The sequence below is a fragment of the Yersinia massiliensis CCUG 53443 genome, from assembly GCF_000312485.1.
GTDB lineage: Bacteria > Pseudomonadota > Gammaproteobacteria > Enterobacterales > Enterobacteriaceae > Yersinia > Yersinia massiliensis.
Genome location: NZ_HE997644.1, coordinates 743,067 through 761,346 on the forward strand (window position 1 = coordinate 743,067; position 18,280 = coordinate 761,346).

The window sequence follows — 18,280 nt, forward strand, 5'->3', positions numbered from 1 at the left end:
TATTATATGACCAAGCAAGACTGGAATCCTAACGCACCGCTGACCCGTGATTCCTTCGATCTCACCCCCTTCTGCGTATTGCCATCTGCCCCAGCTATTCCACAAACAGCAGGCAAGGTTCGCACGACGCATGAGTGTGATGTTCCAGAACGTACTGGCTACCAAGTGATTTATGGTGCTTGGGACGTCGCCGATACCGCAGGCACTTTCTATCAAATGATCGATGCACAATTCGATGATGCCACAGGTGAAGTTGTGGTTTCCGAATGGACGGCATCCGTCGGTAAGATTGAGCCAGCCACTGACCTGAATGCCGGTGATAAAGTGAAAGTTCGCGTATTTACCGCAACCGGCGAACAAGAACACTTATCCATGGAAATGACCATTGATGATGCCTCACAAGGCAAGAAAAATAGTTGGGCACACGCACTGGCCAGCAAAATCAACAAAGAACGCGACGATCTGCGTGCGGGCTACATTACTGCATCTGGCAAAGTGGCCCCTGTTCACGGTGTGAATACCCTTTACACCAAAGCAGGCAGCCCAATCACCAGCATCGTGATTTCCATCGATAAAGCGCCTGTTGAAGTTCAATCAGACTTCTCTGTGGCCGGTATGGAAAGTGAATACCAAATGATTGCGGGCGCATTGACGCTGAACGTTGATCTGGCGGCGACCGGTAAAATGGAGCTGGAAGCGAAAGTCTATGGCCCGGATAACGCAGTCAAAGGCTATACCCATACCACACTGGAAGAAAATGCCTCTCAGCAAGTCGCGATTGAAATGAGCGACCTAAAAGCGGGTAAATACACCTTGGTGGTCATCGGTATTGATGCAGAGGGCAAATCCAAACAGCAGAGCATTGGCTTTACGTTGAAAGGTGAAGTTGAGATCGCTAAACCCGACATCAAACCAGAAGTGAAGCCGGAAGTTAAACCAGAACTGGACGGCGCTGACAAGCAATGTACCGCACCTGCTTGGAGTAATACCTCCACTTACAATGCCAATGATACCGTCACACACAACGGCCGTATCTACATGAGCAAGTGGTGGGCTGATGGCAGTTCTGTACCGGGTAACGCCGACGTTACCGATACCACGGGTAACAGCACGGGTTGGGGTAAAGTTTGGGAAGATAAAGGCGCGTGCTAATTAAGTCAGATTAATATCACGTGATGACAAGAGGCAGGGGAAACCCTGCCTCACCTATTCCCTCCTAAAGCAGGTTCTCACCGTACTTTAACGCTAGCGGAAATATTATGACTGTTACCCCTCCTTCCAGCCGTGCCACATGGTTGGCATTGGTTACACGCCTACATTTTTATATTGGCCTTTTTATTGCGCCTTTTATCTTTTTTGCCGCATTAAGTGGCACGCTATATGTCATCACACCCGATATAGAAAAAATACTCTACGCCAAGCAGTTGTACCCGAATACCGAGGGGCCAACTGACACATTGATGAATCAAATTACCGTCGCCCAGCAGGTGGCGGGGAGTGATGCAAAGATCATCGCAGTACGCCCAGCCCCGAACTTGGGTGAAAGCACTCGCGTCATGTTCACCGCATCTGGGCTAAGCACTGGAGAGAGCCGAGCCATCTTTATCGACCCTGTGTCACTGGCTGTTTTGGGTGATATGGCTGTTTACGGTTCCAGTGGTTCCTTACCGGTCCGCACTTGGCTGGACAAATTACACAGCGGCGCATTATTGGGTGCAATGGGCCGGAATTACAGTGAGTTAGCTGCCACGTGGATGTGGGTAGCTGCACTGGGTGGTATCATGATGTGGGCCGCGAAACGCCGTCATAAAACCCGCCCGATCCCACCAAAACAGAAAAATCGCCACCGCCATATTTTACTGGGTCTAACGCTACTCCCGTTGATGCTGTTTATCTCCGCCACCGGCCTAACATGGTCTCAATGGGCGGGGGATAATATCGCTGTCTTGCGTACCTCACTGGCGTGGAAAACCCCTGTTATGAACACATCACTGTCGCCATTAGGCACAGCGAGCGGTGATGCACATGCCCATCATTGCGATACCAATGGTGCAGGTAACGCCACTCCGACTTACCGCCTCTGGCGCTATGACGCCGTATTGGAACAAGCTCGACTGGCGGGTATTGATGCCGCCAAAGTAGAAATACGCCCAGGCAGCAATGACAATAGTGCTTGGACGGTCGCCGAGATTGACCGCAGTTGGCCGACGCAGGTTGATGCACGTGCCTTTAATATCAAGACCATGCAGGTAGTGGATCGGTTGGATTTCGAGCAGTTCCCATGGGTAGCAAAATTGATTCGCTGGGGCATTGATGCCCATATGGGTATTCTGTTCGGCATCACCAATCAGCTCATCTTGGTCTTTTTTGGCGTTGGCTTATGCAGCACGATTATCATGGGTTATTGCATGTGGTGGCGACGCCGACCTAAACACCAGCGCTTCCCGATGCAAGGCTCGCTGATCTCTTCATTGGGGCGTTTATCATGGCGACATAAAGCACTTTGTCTCCTCCCCGTCCTCTTGTTGTCTTGGAGCTTACCGCTAATGGGAATCAGCCTAGCCGCATTCCTCATGCTGGATAGCCTGTGTTGGCTCAAAGCCAGAAAGCATGAAGGCAAGAAGAGAGCCGCTTGAGGATAGTGTGCTGAAACTGTTTTCGTGAACGTGCCAGCAGGTCCAAAAGAGAGGGACAATGCCAACATCGGAATGGCATTGTCCACACTGAGATTCTTCGGGCCTGCTAGGGTGTTGAAGGTCTCGCTGTTCTCGCCGGACTCAAACTAAATATCTTAGGGTGACGGCCCAACCATTGAGCGGCTAACGCATTCACTTGTTCGAGAGAAACGGCTTTCAGTTGCGACTCCTCTTGCGCCAGTAGCGCAAAATTACCGTCATCACTCGCCACCTGCGCTAACGCATCGGTCCAATAGCTGGCACTGGTGCGGCTCGCATCTTGCTCAATCCACCAGGCTTTTTTCGCCTTATCCAGTTCTGACTGTGTGATCCCTTCTGCCGCCATTTGCTGCAATACCTGTTGCGCCATCTTCGTCATCTCCTGCGCGCGTTCTGGCGCAGACGTAAAGTTGAGTCGCGCCAGATAATAAGGCTGCGGCAGTTTAGCCAGTAGCTGTGAAAAACCTAAGGTATAGATGCCGCTGGCTTGCTCACGCAACGCATAACGCAGCCGCAAGGTGACCACTTTATCCAACAACTGTAAGGCGAGTTGATTCGGTTGCGACCAGCTCGCGGGTGCCGAGAACTGCATGCTGACCATGGTTTTCGGGCTGCTGGCGATGGGATAATCATGTGTCATCGCCTGATTCAGTGGTTTTATCGCCAAATCACGCCATGTTAAGCGCTGTTCGCTACGTGGCAGGCCACCCAACCATTGCTCGACTAACGGCTGAAGGCGTTTTTCATCCAACGCGCCACTGAGTGTCACCGTCATGTCTTGCGTGGCAGAAAAGAGCTGACGATGGCGTTTCTCCAGCCCTGCGGCGGTAAAATCACGCCATGGCCCCGCGGCCGTGACCAACAAGCGCTCGCCCTGTTGATACCCCTCTTGTGTGATGCTATCGAGGAAGCGGCGCTCGACCGGCTGCTTCTCTAACCCCAGTGCAAATGACTGTTTTTGCTGTGTCAGTTTATCCGCCGCAAATTGTGGCGCAGTGATTTTGAGGTATAACAATTGCAGCAGCGGTTCCAACTGGTCAGCCGGTGCCGACCCCCGTAAACCGTGGAATAGCATCTCATCATAAGGTGCGATAGCCACCTCAGTTTGCTTGGCTAACTGCGCCAGTTGGCGCGGGTTGTATTGGCTGTAACCACTCACTTCCGGTAATCGCATTGCCCAATTCACTTCCCCAATGTGCTGATCATCCTCCAAAGAGCGCCCGCCGGGAATGCGCAGTGAAAGCTGCACATCGTCTTTCAAGCGGTTATTGGCTTTGATGATCACCCGAACACCATTGCTCAATGTCCAGAGCTGAGTATCGGGAATCGGTAAGGTCTGGCGCTGTATCACTCTACCGGCCGGTGGCGGTGTGACCGTCAACGTGACGGGTTTCGGTTTCAGGGTGAAAGCCTCCGGCGAGCTTTGGCGAATTTGCGTCCACATCGCCGCCAATTGCGCGTTATCTACCCTTGATTGGTCGCTATCTGGGCCAATCAACGCCAAACGAGCGGAGCCTTTCTCCAGTAACTCAGCCACTTGCGCCTGCACATGTGCCGGTTCAATGGCCTCCAACCAATTTTTGGTCATCGCCAATTGCTGCTGTTTATTCAGCATCGGCAGATCAAATTCAATGGCGGTCGTGAGATTATCGGCCAGATAATCATGTTGATAGCGGCTTTCGCTGGCGGCTTGCTGGCCCAACTTACTGAGGATTTGCTGGCGTGCGGCATTCAGTTCCGCATCACTAACAGGGGTCGTTGCCATCCGTTGTAGCTCGGTAAACAACTGGCGCAAAGTGCCGTAATAGTCATTGCCGTGCGGGCGAGCAATCATCAAATGTTGGATGCGCCGGTTATCCAGTAGCGCCCCTTGTTGATTGATACTGGCGACCGATAGCAGGTCATTATCCACCAGCAAAGATAAGCGCTGATTAAAAATGGTCAGCCACAAGGTATCCAGCAGATCGCGCCACTGCCCGTTGGCACTGTTCAACGGAGTGGCCAAATCACGCTGTAGCGCTAATTGAATGATGCGCGTCCCTTGCTCGGCATCAAATACGGTGCTGAGCAGCAAACCTGATTGCGGCGCAAAAGTCTGCCAGTTTGGCTCGTCACGCGCAGGGACTTTAGGCACTGGCATCGCGAACAACGTATTGATCTGTTTGCGTAAATTATCAGCATCAAACTGGCCGACCACCACCAACGCCATCCGCTGTGGTTGATACCATTGCTGATAATAATTGATTGCCTCACTGACCGGTGCCTGTCGCACCACATCCAGCAGCCCAATCGGATCACGTTCGCTATAACGGCTGCCATGGTAGCGTAAGCGTTCCAGTGCCTGATTAATGCGGAATCCAACACCCTGACGTAAGCGCCACTCCTCGACGATCACCTGCCGCTCTTTATCAAAAGCAGTCGGTTCAAAGCTGATGCCCTGCGCCCAGTCCGATAAAATCTGTAGCCCTAACGTAAGCTGTTTTGCATCGGCATTCGGCAATGACAGTTTGTAGGTGGTGGCATTCAAGCTGGTGACCGCATTAACATGGCTGCCGAGCGTAATACCCTGTTTCTCCAGCGATTTAAAACTGCTGGTGCCAGGGAAATGCGTGGTTCCTTTGAACGCCATATGCTCAACAAAGTGCGCCAATCCACGCTGTTGTTCACTCTCTTGTAGCGAACCGCTGTTGACCAATAAGCGTAACTCTACGCCCGCTTGTTCACGCGGCAGCAAGTACAACTGCAAGCCATTGTCTAGCGTGAGGTGCTGAAGATCGGCACGAACAGGCAGCTTTTGTTCCTGCGCCGAGGACGTTTCTGCCGTCGCGGCAGGCATCACCCAAACCAACAGCAGGCAAAGGACTGAAATTGGCACTAAAGGGTTAAACATGGTGTGGCCACTCCTTGAATCACATCAGATGAATCATCGAGACAATATTGTTGGTCAGCTATTTCAGCCAAGAAAGTTTGGTGGCTGACCAACAGCACCGCACTATCTGGCAGTTGCTGCCTGAGCAAACGTAATAGCTGGATGGCACTGGCGGCATCCAGCGCCGAAGTGGTTTCATCCAGCAATATCAGTCGAGACCTATTCAGGAGTAAGCGGGCAAACATCAGCCGCTGTTGCTCACCGCCGGAAAGACGCTGCTGCCAGTCGATAGACAGCGCTAATTGGTAATTCAGTTGCGGTAAACCGACCTGTGCCAATACCTGTTGAAACTGCGCTTCGCTAAAGTCACTGCGCTGCGCCGGATAGGCGAGCAAATCGTCTAGCCGTTCATGGGGTAAATAGAGGCGTTGGGGGAGCCAACTCACGCTGTCACTGCGCTGAATACGCCCCTGATAATGGGGCCAATGGCCGCTCAAGGCGCGCAGCAATGTTGATTTTCCGATACCTGATCGCCCCTGAATCAGCGTCAAACTGCCTGCGGTGGCGGTAATCTGGATATCACTCAACAGTATTTCGCCTTGCGCATTGTGGAGATCCAGCGTGGCACGTAACGGCACTCTGCCCTCGGGCGCGCTTTCGACCGGGCTGATGGGTTCGGCATCCAGCAGCACCACAAAATTGTACAAACGGGTCACTGTCGCCTGCCATGCGGCTATCTCCCGATAGGAGAAAATAAACCAGCCCAAAGCTCCTGCGACCTGTGCGAACGATTGGCGAATTTGCATCAATCCACCCAGCAACAGCTCACCAGCCAGAAACTTTGGTAACGCAAAGAAGATCGGGGCCAATGCACTGAGTTGCTGGTAGCCCACGGTGAAAAATGAGAGGTTTTTTTCGTAGCGAATCAGTTGATACCAGTTGTCAGCGACGGCACGAAAACGCTGCAACAGCGCGCCGCGCTCATGGTATTCGCCCCGCTGCCCAGCAATGGCATCACTGGCTTCGCGGCGTGCAATCAGCCCACTGCGATAATCCGCTTCACGCCGCTGGCGATCCATATTGAGCTGGCGTAACGGGTAACCAATCCAGTGCGTCAGACCAATGCCAATCAGGGTGTAAATGATGCACACCCAGAACATATACCCAGGCAATGTGAAGCTGTGTTGTGCCAGCGAGAAGCTGATGCTGCCTGAGAGTTGCCATAAAATGGTGGCGAACGAAATCAGGGTCAGCAACGAGTGCAGGAAGGTGATGAGCAAACGCAAGCTGGATTCAATCAACAATCGCACGTCTTCAGCGATGCGTTGATCAGGGTTATCCGGCACCAATGCATTGATCTTCAATGCATAATGCTGGCCCTTGTGGGACAGCCAACGGGCCAGAATATGTTCAGTCATGCCAATGCGCCAACGCATAATCAGCCGCTGTTTCAGGTAGTCAGCAAACACCACCACCAGAATCAAAGCACTCACCAGCAGGATAAAATGTTGCAGTAATCGGTACAGCGCTTGGCTGTTCAATTGCTGCAATGCGTTGTAAAACTCCCCATTCCACTGGTTGAGTTGCACATTAAACCAAACGGACGAAAGGCTCATCGCCAATACCACCAACAGCAATAGCCAAGCAAGCAGTGCTGAACGAATACCCCAAAACGGTCTGGCAAGGTAATAAAATTGTCTCAGTGTTTTCATTTTAGAGGTCATAACTCAGTTGCAGCCAGAATTGACGGCCTGGGTCATAGGAGTGCAGGACACGGTCACCGTAAACAAAGGTGTCGGCCACATTGCGCTTATTCAGCAGGTTATTCACCTCAACCGAGATACCGACGCCATAGGCAAAATCCGGCTGCCAAGTCACTTTACTGTCCCAGATAAAGTTACTGGCAAAGTGTGTTTTCTCGTATTTCAGCATCTGCGTGCCGGTATTAGTGTCGGTGTAATACTCATTCTGGTAGCGCACAGCCTGACTGCGTGAACTGCGCCATTGCCACAAGTTATAGAAAGTCAGGTTGTATTCTTGCCATTCACTGGTGAGCTCCAGATTGAGCCGCCACGGTGAGTTAAAGTTGGTGGAGGGCAGATCCGCGGCATTGATGACTTTGCCGTCATACCACACTTTGTCTGAATCCAGCTTGGTGTTCGGGTCAAAGAAGGCATAGCCCTGATCTTTCGGGGTATTACTCTTACTTTGTTGCCAACTCAATGACCCCGTAAAGGCATGAGTCGTTGACGCCAGTTCCCAAGGTTTGCTGTTGCTGACCGAGAGTGAAACGTTGTCATTGCTGCTACGCCCGCCGTTATCAAAGGTCCGGATACGGGCTTGAGCGGCGCCATTGGGGTTACGGTATTTCGTGCGGCTGCGCACTTCGTCATAGCCTTCACGGTGAACGTACTGCAAGCGCCAAGTGCTCTGCATCACTTGCTGCTGTAGGGCAAAACTCAACTCATCGTTATAGGGCGTCGATAAGCTGTCGATGCCTTCAAAATCTTTTACGCCATCCCAATCATTCTCGGACGGATTCAGCGAGCAGAAGTAGTAACAGTGTTCCATGCCCGCATTTTGCGCTTCGTATAATGCGTAGGTCAGCATTGAGCGGCCATAGTAGCGGTTAGCCCCCGCAATCAGCACCGTATCACCGGTGCCAAACAGATCGAGGCTGCTGCTAAGGCGCGGTGCAATATTGGTTTTCTGAACAAAATCATCGCGGTCCAAACGCACACCAGGGCGAACCGTCAGGCGGCCATACTGCATGCTGTCATCCAAAAACAGCGCATAGTTGGTGTAGCCCGCCTCATAGTTGCCCGCACGGAATCGGGTGATGTAACTAGCGTCAGTCAGCGAGGCAATATCATCAACGGCAGCACTAAATTTATAGCGGTAGTAATCCCTATCACGTAGGTAACGGGCGGTGGTTTTATTGAATTCGAAACCAAGATTAGGCGCGTGTTGTAGGCCCAAAGCAGTGAATTCATTAAAGCGCAGCACCCCTTTAGCCGTGGCGCTGTTCTGTCGAGTGGTCAAATCGCCCTGTCCACCATTGTTGTAGAACTGCGGATTACGCCAATCGGTCATGTAATCTTCTAGGGTGTAAAAATCCTTCACATCATTGGTGCGCTCGTCGGTCAAACGCTGATAACCGGCGGTAAAATCCAGACTGGCGATATCAAATCGATGCTCTAACTGTAACGTGGTGCTTAAGCCGTTATGGTCATTGTCATAACCGGAGTTAATGACGTTGCTTGAAAACAGCGTGCTGGTGTAGGCCGAATAATTAGCCGAAAGATGGGCGCTGGTGCGCTCATTGGCATCCCAAGAGAGTTTGGCAAAATAGTTGTCTGATACCCGTTTCTGGCTACGGTAGCCGGGCGTCGCGGACACCACTTCTAGCTCGTTGCCCGGCGTTATTTGCAGACCGTCACCGCCGGTGGTGTAAGTGGGAATATCGGAGAGGCGTTGTGAGGCGGAAAACACGATGCCCATATTGTCGGTAATACCGGCTTCGAACCAGCCACCAAAACTTTGCTTATTGTATTTGGGCTGATAGCGCGCAGGGCGACTGGTATCGTTTTTCGAACTGTCGAATTCCATATCGGGATCGGTGAACACCTTGTTCCACGCCGAGCGAGTTTCACGGTAGAAAACATGGGCGCTGTTTTCACCGCGCCAGCGGCGGCTGGTCACATCCACGGTGCCGCCGGTAAAACCACCAAATTCCACCGGTACGTTGTTGTCGAACACCGTCATGCTGTCAATCAACCGGCTATCGATGTACATCCCCTGATCGCCACTGTCGACACGGGTAATGGTTTCGCCATTGCCATCACTGGCGGGATCGATATCGTTATTGAAACTGACGCCATCAAGTTTGTAGGCGTTTTGATAACTCGACGAGCCATGAATCGAGATCGCGCCAGGTTTGATTTCACCCTGCGTCAGGCTGGTATTGCCGCTATTAGAAAATTGAACCGAGGGATTGGTGCGCAGTAACTCGGTGATGTTACCGTTACCGGTTGGGCGCTGGCGGATCTCTTCAGAAGTGATGACCTGCGGAGCAGACATCAGATTATCTACGCCAGCACGGCCACCTGCTTCCCCCATAACCGAGGTGGTCGGCAGCAGCATACTGCCGGAATTGACACCCGTGGCTAGCATCGGGCGAATCACATAGCCCTTGCCACTGGCGACCAGTTCCAAGCCACTGCCCGCTAACAACTGCTGTAATGCGGCTTGCGGACTAAAGCGACCGTTTAAGGCTGGTGCACGCCGATTGCGTAACTCAGACTCATCAAAAATCACATGCATCTGGCCCTGCTGGGCCACATTGGTAATCGCATTTGCCAGCGGTTGTGCGGCAAGATTGAACTGTAAATCCGCTGCCTTGACACTTTGTGTCATCAATAGCGTTGCCAGCGCCAAAGCAGAGAGAACAGGCATCCCAGAATCATTCTTTTTATTATTTATCATCACGCTATTTCTTCCCCAAGAAATGTCAATGCGATGCCAATGAGCACCAGCATCAGGGAAGACGTGATAATGAGAATTATCCTCACCTACAAAATTAACTTTTTTTACTTTTATTTTTTGTCTTTATTTAAGTCACGTGAAATCAAGACATTACCTTTATCGTCATGAGTCACATTCACCGCCAACAGCAAGGGTAGCGAGTCAAGAAACTCATCGGGGCGATTGAGATCCAGTGAACCTGAAACCGGTAACTGTGCCAAACTGGCGTCGATAAGCTCAATATTGCCCTGCCGATAACGCTGTAATTCAGACAGTAATTCACCCAATGGCCGGTTACGGAATAACAGTTGCCCACTGCGCCACTCACCGATTTCAGCGGCCGGTAATTGGCTGAGTAGCAAGCGTTTTGTCTCGGGGATCAGTTGCGCTCGGTCTCCGGCATGGAGCATCACTGCGGCCATATTCGGCCTGCCCGTCATGGCCACAATGCCTTGCTTCACGGCAACCGCGACCTCGCCTTTTTCGTAGCGCACATCAAACGCCGTCCCCACCACCTTCACCTGACTCTCGCCCGCATAGACCAAGAAGGGGCGGGTTTTATTCGATGCCACTTGCAGGAAGATTTCGCCCTGATCCAGCCAGAGCTGGCGATTTTCTTTCGCATAATGGACGCGAATTTGGGAGTGACGATTCACATGGACTCGGGTGCCATCAGAGAGCACAATCTCACGGCTGTTTTGCGCCGTTTGCAGTTGGATATCATTAGTCAGTAACAGAGGTAACTGGCTCATCGGCAGCAACAGAGCAACTAAGAAAAATAGCCCAGCGGCACAACTGCGTAAGGGCCGCCAACGGCTGAGGTGTTTTTTCGGTTGAGGTGCACTCACTGGGCGAGGTATCAATGCGCACTCTCCCCAAATCTGTTGCATCTGACGATAAGCTTCAGCATGAGAGGGTGCACTTTGCAGCCATGTATCGAGTTGCTGCTGCTCCTCGTTGGTGAGGCGTCGTGCTTGGCTACGGCTAAACCACAGCGCCGCTTGTTCATCGATTTCAGCATTCAGAGAACGGCTATCACTCATCATGTTGCTCACTCCCTTGTTCAGCAACGTAGCGCTTGCAATGCAACAAGGCACCTGCGATATGTTTTTCGACCATACTGACAGAAATCCCCATTCTCTCCGCCACCTCAGTCTGCGATAAGCCATCAAAACGATGCATCAAAAACGCTTCACGACGGCGCGGACTCAAGCTGTTGAGTGCCTCTTCCAATCGGCTCAAGCGTTGTTGTTGCTCCAACACATGATGTGGATCTGCACCAGCAGAGGCCATTTCTGGCTCCGGTGATACCTCATCGTGGCTTTGCGTCATCGCCATGCGTTGCTTGCCCGCCGCTCGCCAATGATCAATCAACACCCGGTGGGCAATCTTAAAGAGAAAGGCCCGCGAATGCTCGACCGGCGTCTCTTTCGCTCGCTTTAGCCACAACGCAAAGACATCTTGCGACAGATCGGTAGCGTCGCTGGCATTATCCAGCCTTTTGCGAAAGAAGCTGACCAACTGACCATAAGTGCTCTGGTAAGCCAGACTCACTTTGTTTGATGGCGGTTTTTCCATGAATGCATCCGTTAGACAGTACAGCCTCAGGCAGGCGACGAGTGGGCAGTTGCGCGGCACCCCTGCGGCATCAGGTACATCAATCCAGTGGCTCACATCTTGCTGGTGAAAAAGGGCAATAAAATACTGGGTCAACATGAGGTGAATGCGATTTGGCTTCACGCTTCTAAGGTTGGCGGTTATAAGCGAAAACAATGATCAAATGCAAATGATAATCACAATAACTATCAATCTGCTTATTGATTTGTATAATCTGTCGCTTATTATTTGCGGATATTTCAATTTCGTGGAAAAGTAACTTCACGCTGAAATAAGTCATAAAGTCATTATTAATCAAAATAATAAGCGTATATCACTCATTACCTGCGGAGTCTGTAATGAAATTATTCTGCCTCATGGCAGCCAGCGGCACCCTTATGCCGCCCGTCAATAAAGACCATAACTTCAAAATGGACTTACCTTTTGGACGACCCAAAACACGTTGGAGCATTAGCTTATTACTGGGTATCGGCTTGCACTTAATGGCCGCCGCTTTCATGCTCAATTGGATCAGCAAAATGCCCCCTCAGGGGATGCTGCCACCTGCGGTGCTGATCGAGCTAACACTCTATCAGCAGGCAAAATCCATCCCTCTGGATGTCCCGCATGGGCCACAGCAAAATATGGCAGCACCGGATGATGCGCCACCGGAAAAACAGCCAGAAGATCTGCCGAAGTTAACCGCGTCCCCTAATGGCACTCATGCCATCAGACCGGAGAAAGTGGTGCAGAAGAAAAAAATCACGCCCGTCAAAGTGCGAACAGATATGCCGCTGCCGGTTGTCGCTGAAAAAGCGGCCCCGACCACCAGTGCCCCTGTCTCGGGAGATAGCCACAAAAATGCCGCGACATTTTCCAGCGAAGCCTCCGCTGCCATGAGCGGTAAAGCCTCGTGGCAAAGCGATGTACTGGCACATTTGGCGCGTTATAAACGCTATCCACGTGAGGCATTGCGTTATCGTCTAGAGGGCGTTAGCCACATACGCTTTGTTGTTGATCATCAAGGGAAAGTACTCAACGCCGCGCTATTTTCCAGCTCAGGCGCGAAGATTTTAGATCGCGAAGCCATGGTGTTGATCTCACGCGCCCAGCCGCTGCCGATCCCGCCCGTTGAGCTTTTAAAAAATGGCGTCATTGAGTTGATTGCACCCATTGCTTATAACGTGAAGGGATGACGACAGTTTTGCGACATTTTTTGTTCCAACAAGTAACGTAAAACGTTACATGATATAACACATATCGTTCCAAAACCCAGTGTCATTCTGATACTATAATGACACTGGGAAAAAGAAGGGCACAGGGATGATTGAAAACTTTAGAGATGGCCAACTGGGTTCATTGGCCCAGTTCCATCGAAACAAAAAGCGGAGCAAGGACATTCGCGTCACAATAGAATCAGCACTGGCGCGTAAGCTCGATATTATCGAATACGCGACCACTGAACGTTCCTTATTTGCGCCCCCAAGTAATCATTACGAGCGCTTATCAGGCAATATGGCGGGGTGGTCAAGCATTCGAGTCAACATACAATGGCGTTTAATTTTTCGTTGGCGAGATGGCGCAGCACACGATGTTTATCTTGATCCACATAAATACTAGTAGGGGATGTTATGGATACTATTTCACGTGAACCAACCACAGTAGGCGTTATGCTGCTGGAAGAGTTTATGAAGCCGCTTAATATCACGCAGGCAAAACTAGGTGAAGCACTGAATCTGTCACGCCCTCGTATTGCTGAGATACTCAGTGGCAAGCGTCGTATCAGTATTGAAGAATCCGTGATGTTGGCAGCATTGTTTGAAACAGACCCAGATTTTTGGATTAATGTTCAAGCTGGTCATGATCGCTGGGAAGCGCGGCAAATGATGGCGACCAAAACAGATTTAAAGCCATTTAGGGCGTTACTGGCGAGGTGATTCTCTGCCAGTAACTGTTTTACGTGCACACTAGTTATTTCAGCGCTGAATCAAATAACGGATCGTGGGGCCGTCTTGCTGGATATCCAGCACGGTATAGCCGTAATTTCGGGCATCCAACGGAATGTTATTGATCGATTGCGGGCAGTCGCTGATCACTTCCAAAATTTCACCTGGCTTCAGCTGTGGCATGGCTTCCAGCGTGGCCACCGCCGGGTATGGGCAGGGTTCGCCCACCATATCCAAACGGTAATCAGGCACGATAGGTTTTACTGGTGAATGACTCATAGTGACTCCTTAGCAGGGAGAGATGCGGCAGCATTCTGTTGGCGGGCTTTTTGCTGACGGAAAAAGTGTTTTTCCCACCACAACATGGCGGCAAAGGCGATAGCCAACATCAGGTAAGTGACCAGTAATCCCCCAATTGGCCCGAAGGTTTGCAGCAGATTAACCTTGTCGTAATTGGTCGCTAACGCAGGGGCGAAATCGTCCCAGTAGTAGGCCAAGATTGTCGCACCGATAATATTCCCCAACCCCACCCACCAGTAGTGAATCTGCCCCTCTACCGCGCGGTACATCCAGCCAGTTTCACAGCCTCCCGCCAGAACGATACCAAAACCAAACAGTAAACCGCCGATCACCGCATTCGGCCCTGCCCACAGAATTTTGGGTGCGACGCCCAATTGTACGTAACTGAAGATACCGATAGCACTCACTGCCATCCCCAGAATAATGGCCTTTGCCATATGGGTACGGCCAGTAATCCACAGGTCGCGAAACGCCGAGGTAAAGCAAATCTGCGCCCGTTCAATCAGTAGCCCAAAGCCAATGCCGCATAACATGGCAATGCCCAGTTTAGGGTGGCGGAATAGCTCAACTAAAGACCAGCTCAGCGCCAAAACAAACACCACCATACCTAGGCGAAAACGCCGCGCGGCACGGGCTGGATGTTGGGTCAACGGCGAGGCTGATGTTACTTTTTGTAATTTCACCGGGATACGAAACAGCGGTAATAGCGTGAATTTGGCACCAAAATAGGAGCCTGCCGCAGTGGCTAAGGCAAAGAACCACGCATGCAATGAAAACTGTGGAATACCGGTAAAGAACGCGGCCAGATTACACCCCATTGCCAAGCGAGCACCAAAACCGGCAATAATGCCACCGACTAATGCCTGCGCAATGCGAATACCGTGCTGCGGCTTACGTAATTTCACGTTATTGGCCCAGAGCGCAGCCGCGATACATCCGGCAAACATACCGATGATCATCATGCCATCGATACGATCTAACGGCGTGCCTTCCAGCCCGATAACTTTAAAGTAGCCCCACTCTTGTGGATGCGCGCCAAACAGTTGCATCAAATGACCACCCCAGCGTGTGAATTCACCGGTTACCGCCCAAAAAGTCCCCGTTAAACCAAAGTAATACGTCGAGAGAATACCCGCCGCTATCACGGCAGGCAGCGGCGCCCAAAAGCGTACCAGATAATCAGATTTAAACGTTTGCCAGCTCACACTGACACCTCCAAAAGACAGGTTGCCGCCGGCGATATCAGATTATTCGCGGCGATAGAAAATAGACCCACTCATAATAAGCCAATTAATCTGTCAATGGAGCATCATCCTGTCGTTATTTGGATGTTAAGTAAAAGTTAACTCACTAAATGCGCAGTTGGCCCATTAAAGCAGCATCAATTAGGGGGATCGTCTGGTGGCGATTGATAATCCAGCGACAACGCCATGCGTAAAATAGCCGCTACCGGCTCGAAGAACTGTTCGGGGATGGTCTCACCGCAAACGACGCCGTGATGCAGCGCCCGCGCCAATGCGATGTTTTCCACCACAGGGATTCCATGTTGCTCTGCCAGCTTGATAATTAGGGCTGCTCGTTCACCTTCACCTTTCTCTATCACCACCGGCAGTGGCGCATCCTCAGCGTGATAAAACAGGCAAACAGCAAAATGGGTGGGGTTGCGAACCACGGCAGTCGCGCGCTGAACATTTTTGGCAAAACTGCCGCTTTGGACTTCTTGCTGCATCTGCCGACGCTTCTGCTTAATATGCGGGTCACCATCACTGTCTTTGTGTTCCCGCTTAATGTCCTCAAGGGACATCTTTAGTTGTTTCATGGTGTTGTAGCGCTGAAAAGAATAATCCATCAGGGAAAAAACCACATAACAAGCGATCAATACCCCTAATATCCAACTCATTAATGTCGCAAATACTGGGATAGCACATTGGCTGCCACAATAAGTCAGATAACCAAATGAGGCAGCGTAGTGCATCAACAGATAGCCAAGAATCAGCGTCAGAACCGCAACTTTCAGGATTGATTTAGTCAGTTCAAACAAGCTGCGTAACGAAAAAAGCTGTTTGGCATTATTGATGGGATTAATGTGCTCACCTTTAAAAGCCACCGCTTTTGTGGCTAATAACGGCCCAACTTGTGCCAAACCGGAAAGCATGGTGATGAGCACCAGTGCGCCGCCTAATATCCCCATAATATGAATAAATATCGCTACACATTCACTCCCAATACGGGCCAGCGCGAAGGTTAACGGGCGATCTATTTGTTCAATGGTGTCACGAATAAGCACTTTAGCTTGATCCACCAAAGTGTACCCCGTCAGCAGAAAGTAGACGACCAACACCAGCAATTGCACGCCAGATGTTATTTCAACGCTTTTAATCACTTGCCCTTTCTCTCGGGCCTCTTTCAAGCGTTTAGCTGTCGGTTTTTCATTTTTTTCACCGCTTTCACCACTCATGGGTCGCCTTATTCATCAGTGGAGTCAGTATGCTTAATTTTTGTTCAGTATGTTTAATCCCAACTAAGTAATGATCCAGTGCATAAGGCAAGCTAATAAGAAGTAGCAGCAAGGCTAATGCACTTTTAATCGGCATAGCGAGAAAGAAAACATTCAGTTGCTGTGCTGAGCGATTGATTAGCCCTAAACAGAGGTCGGCTAATACCATCACTAACATCGCGGGTAACGCGAAACTCAGACAAAGCTCATACATGAGTTGCCATTCACCTTGCAGAAACATCAACATCTGCGGCGAGGAATGAATACCACCGCCAACAGGCAGCGTATCGTAGGAGCCGTAAAGTGCCGCCAGTACCAAATTAAACCCGCCAGAAAGCAAAAACAGCACAGTCAATAGCTGGGTAAAAAGCACACCAAAAATCGAAGATTCCATCCCCATACTGGGGTTGAATAGGGTCGACATCGTGGCGCCGCGTAGGGTATCAATCAAGAATCCCGCCATATCGATGGCCCAAAAAGGTAACGCGGCGATAAAGCCCAATATCACCCCAATCATGAGTTCGATACAGGCCAACCCAAACCAAGTGGTGAGGCTATCGTGAGGGGGCGAGGTGATTGAAAAAAGTATCGGTGTAATAGGTAGGGCAATGGCAAAGACTAATCCATTGCGTAATAAACTACTGCCTAAACTGCGGGCAGTAAAAATTGGCAATATCAACAACATGCCATAGGGTCGCATCATCGCGAGTCCAAGCGAGGTCAGCCAATTAGCATAGTCATCCATATTAGGGCCGCATATTGCCGACTTGTGAGAACGTCTGCTGGGTATAGTTCAGCAAAGTCACCCCCATCCAATGGTAAGTTATTAATAATGTGGCGGATACTGCCAACAATTTAATTAAAAACTGTAAAGTTTGATCCTGTATTTGAGTCAGTGCCTGCAATAGGCTAACAATCAGCCCGACCACTGAAGCCACCAGCACCACCGGCATCGATAGCAGTAGCACTATCCACAGTAGTTGAGTCGCCAGATGAACAACAATGGCGTTATTCATTGCTGCCCCCTCTGGACGAAATTCATAAATAAGATCCCACCAACTGGCCCATCAATAGCCCCCATCCATTGACGAGGATAAATACTAATAACTTGAAGGGCAGCGATATCGTGATAGGCGACACCATCATCATGCCCATTGCCAGCAAGATATTAGAAACAATCAAGTCGATCGCCACGAAAGGCAGATAGAGTAATAGACCGATTTTGAACGCTTCGGTCAGTTGGCTTAGGGTAAAGGCAGGCATTAATATCAGTAGTGAGTTTGCTTTCAGTGTGTGGCGATACCGTTCTGGCCACTTAGTGCTGATGATCCCCTGAAAGAAGTTAGCTTGCTCGGCATCCGTATTACGCTGTAAAAAATCGCGATATGGCCCAAGAGCATAGTCATCAACATGTTTGACCAAAGCACCAATGTCATTGGGTAATGGCTCCCCTTGCAGGCGAGCGTGCACATCCAAGCCAACCGGAGCCATAATAAAAATGGTTAATACCAGCGCCAAGCCATAAATGGCGATGTTGGGAGGAACTTGCTGTACCCCTAAGGCATTTCGTAGCAATGAAAAGACGATAGATAACTTAAGAAATGAGGTTCCCATGACCACTAGCAATGGCAGCAATGACAGAAAAAAAAGCAAAAAAATCAACTGAGAGGATGAATTCAGTAGCTCCATACGCCGTCCCGTTAAAGCTGGCTTAATAAGGTAGAAATCAATATCCACATTATTCTTATCGTTAAGCCCGCAGAGGATCAGGTGATGACCTGAATAAATTCTTTATCTTTTTTTTCATTAAAAATCATAATGATTCGGGTGCGCGAACGCGGCCAACAATGTGACAACACCAAGGATGAAGGGA

16 protein-coding genes are annotated in these 18,280 nt (G+C 50.5%); 5 read left to right on the forward strand and 11 right to left on the reverse strand.

Features of this window, described 5'->3' with window-relative positions; genetic code table 11:
* Both BN68_RS12330 and BN68_RS12335 read left to right on the forward strand, forming a co-directional pair.
* Nucleotides 1-1,152, forward strand: a 1,152-nt coding sequence (locus tag BN68_RS12330; RefSeq protein ID WP_042806665.1) for a lytic polysaccharide monooxygenase, incomplete at its 5' end; no start/stop codon positions are given.
* Nucleotides 1,153-1,259: 107 nt separating this feature from the next.
* Entirely contained in the window at nucleotides 1,260-2,636 is a 1,377-nt protein-coding gene (locus BN68_RS12335) for a PepSY-associated TM helix domain-containing protein (RefSeq protein ID WP_019211467.1), read from the forward strand.
* Nucleotides 2,637-2,742: 106 nt separating this feature from the next.
* On the opposite strand, the gene BN68_RS12340 is transcribed toward BN68_RS12335, so the two are convergent.
* From BN68_RS12340 to BN68_RS12360, 5 genes are all read right to left on the reverse strand, one after another.
* Nucleotides 2,743-5,565 (reverse strand): M16 family metallopeptidase, encoded by a 2,823-nt coding sequence (locus tag BN68_RS12340; RefSeq protein WP_019211468.1) that lies wholly within the window; start codon nucleotides 5,563-5,565, stop codon nucleotides 2,743-2,745.
* Nucleotides 5,550-7,256, reverse strand: coding sequence for an ABC transporter ATP-binding protein/permease (locus BN68_RS12345; RefSeq protein ID WP_042806666.1), 1,707 nt, complete (start codon nucleotides 7,254-7,256; stop codon nucleotides 5,550-5,552). Before BN68_RS12345 ends, BN68_RS12340 begins: the two co-directional genes overlap by 16 nt.
* Before the next feature lies 1 nt (nucleotide 7,257).
* Nucleotides 7,258-10,029: a TonB-dependent receptor gene (locus BN68_RS12350; RefSeq protein ID WP_019211470.1), complete on the reverse strand. Its 2,772-nt coding sequence runs from the start codon at nucleotides 10,027-10,029 to the stop codon at nucleotides 7,258-7,260.
* A 110-nt stretch (nucleotides 10,030-10,139) separates the two neighbouring features.
* Entirely contained in the window at nucleotides 10,140-11,114 is a 975-nt protein-coding gene (locus tag BN68_RS12355; protein ID WP_019211471.1) for a FecR family protein, read from the reverse strand.
* Nucleotides 11,104-11,646, reverse strand: coding sequence for an RNA polymerase sigma factor (locus BN68_RS12360; protein ID WP_042806667.1), 543 nt, complete (start codon nucleotides 11,644-11,646; stop codon nucleotides 11,104-11,106). Before BN68_RS12360 ends, BN68_RS12355 begins: the two co-directional genes overlap by 11 nt.
* A gap of 449 nt (nucleotides 11,647-12,095) precedes the next feature.
* On the opposite strand from BN68_RS12360, the gene BN68_RS12365 reads away from it, so the two are divergent.
* From BN68_RS12365 to BN68_RS12375, 3 genes are all read left to right on the forward strand, one after another.
* Nucleotides 12,096-12,860: an energy transducer TonB gene (locus tag BN68_RS12365; protein ID WP_051144557.1), complete on the forward strand. Its 765-nt coding sequence runs from the start codon at nucleotides 12,096-12,098 to the stop codon at nucleotides 12,858-12,860.
* Nucleotides 12,861-12,987: 127 nt separating this feature from the next.
* On the forward strand, nucleotides 12,988-13,284 hold the full coding sequence (locus tag BN68_RS12370; RefSeq protein ID WP_019211475.1) for a type II toxin-antitoxin system RelE/ParE family toxin: 297 nt from the start codon (nucleotides 12,988-12,990) through the stop codon (nucleotides 13,282-13,284).
* Between the two features lie 11 nt (nucleotides 13,285-13,295).
* A complete protein-coding gene (locus BN68_RS12375; protein WP_019211476.1) occupies nucleotides 13,296-13,601 on the forward strand; it encodes a HigA family addiction module antitoxin in 306 nt (101 codons plus the stop codon).
* A 39-nt stretch (nucleotides 13,602-13,640) separates the two neighbouring features.
* Here BN68_RS12375 and yedF read toward each other — a convergent pair whose 3' ends face one another.
* The 6 genes from yedF to sctR all read right to left on the reverse strand — a co-directional run bounded on the left by yedF (nucleotide 13,641) and on the right by sctR (nucleotide 18,096).
* Nucleotides 13,641-13,889, reverse strand: a complete 249-nt coding sequence (gene yedF / locus BN68_RS12380) for a sulfurtransferase-like selenium metabolism protein YedF (RefSeq protein WP_019211477.1) — start codon at nucleotides 13,887-13,889, stop codon at nucleotides 13,641-13,643.
* Entirely contained in the window at nucleotides 13,886-15,115 is a 1,230-nt protein-coding gene (gene yedE, locus BN68_RS12385; protein WP_019211478.1) for a selenium metabolism membrane protein YedE/FdhT, read from the reverse strand. Before yedE ends, yedF begins: the two co-directional genes overlap by 4 nt.
* A gap of 176 nt (nucleotides 15,116-15,291) precedes the next feature.
* Nucleotides 15,292-16,368 (reverse strand): EscU/YscU/HrcU family type III secretion system export apparatus switch protein, encoded by a 1,077-nt coding sequence (locus BN68_RS12390; RefSeq protein ID WP_019211479.1) that lies wholly within the window; start codon nucleotides 16,366-16,368, stop codon nucleotides 15,292-15,294.
* Nucleotides 16,358-17,152, reverse strand: a complete 795-nt coding sequence (sctT, locus tag BN68_RS12395) for a type III secretion system export apparatus subunit SctT (RefSeq protein ID WP_019211480.1) — start codon at nucleotides 17,150-17,152, stop codon at nucleotides 16,358-16,360. The genes BN68_RS12390 and sctT overlap by 11 nt, the downstream gene beginning before the upstream one ends.
* 1 nt (nucleotide 17,153) lies before the next feature.
* Nucleotides 17,154-17,423, reverse strand: coding sequence for an EscS/YscS/HrcS family type III secretion system export apparatus protein (locus tag BN68_RS12400; protein ID WP_019211481.1), 270 nt, complete (start codon nucleotides 17,421-17,423; stop codon nucleotides 17,154-17,156).
* A gap of 22 nt (nucleotides 17,424-17,445) precedes the next feature.
* Nucleotides 17,446-18,096, reverse strand: coding sequence for a type III secretion system export apparatus subunit SctR (gene sctR, locus BN68_RS12405; RefSeq protein ID WP_019211482.1), 651 nt, complete (start codon nucleotides 18,094-18,096; stop codon nucleotides 17,446-17,448).
* Nucleotides 18,097-18,280 lie beyond the last annotated feature (184 nt).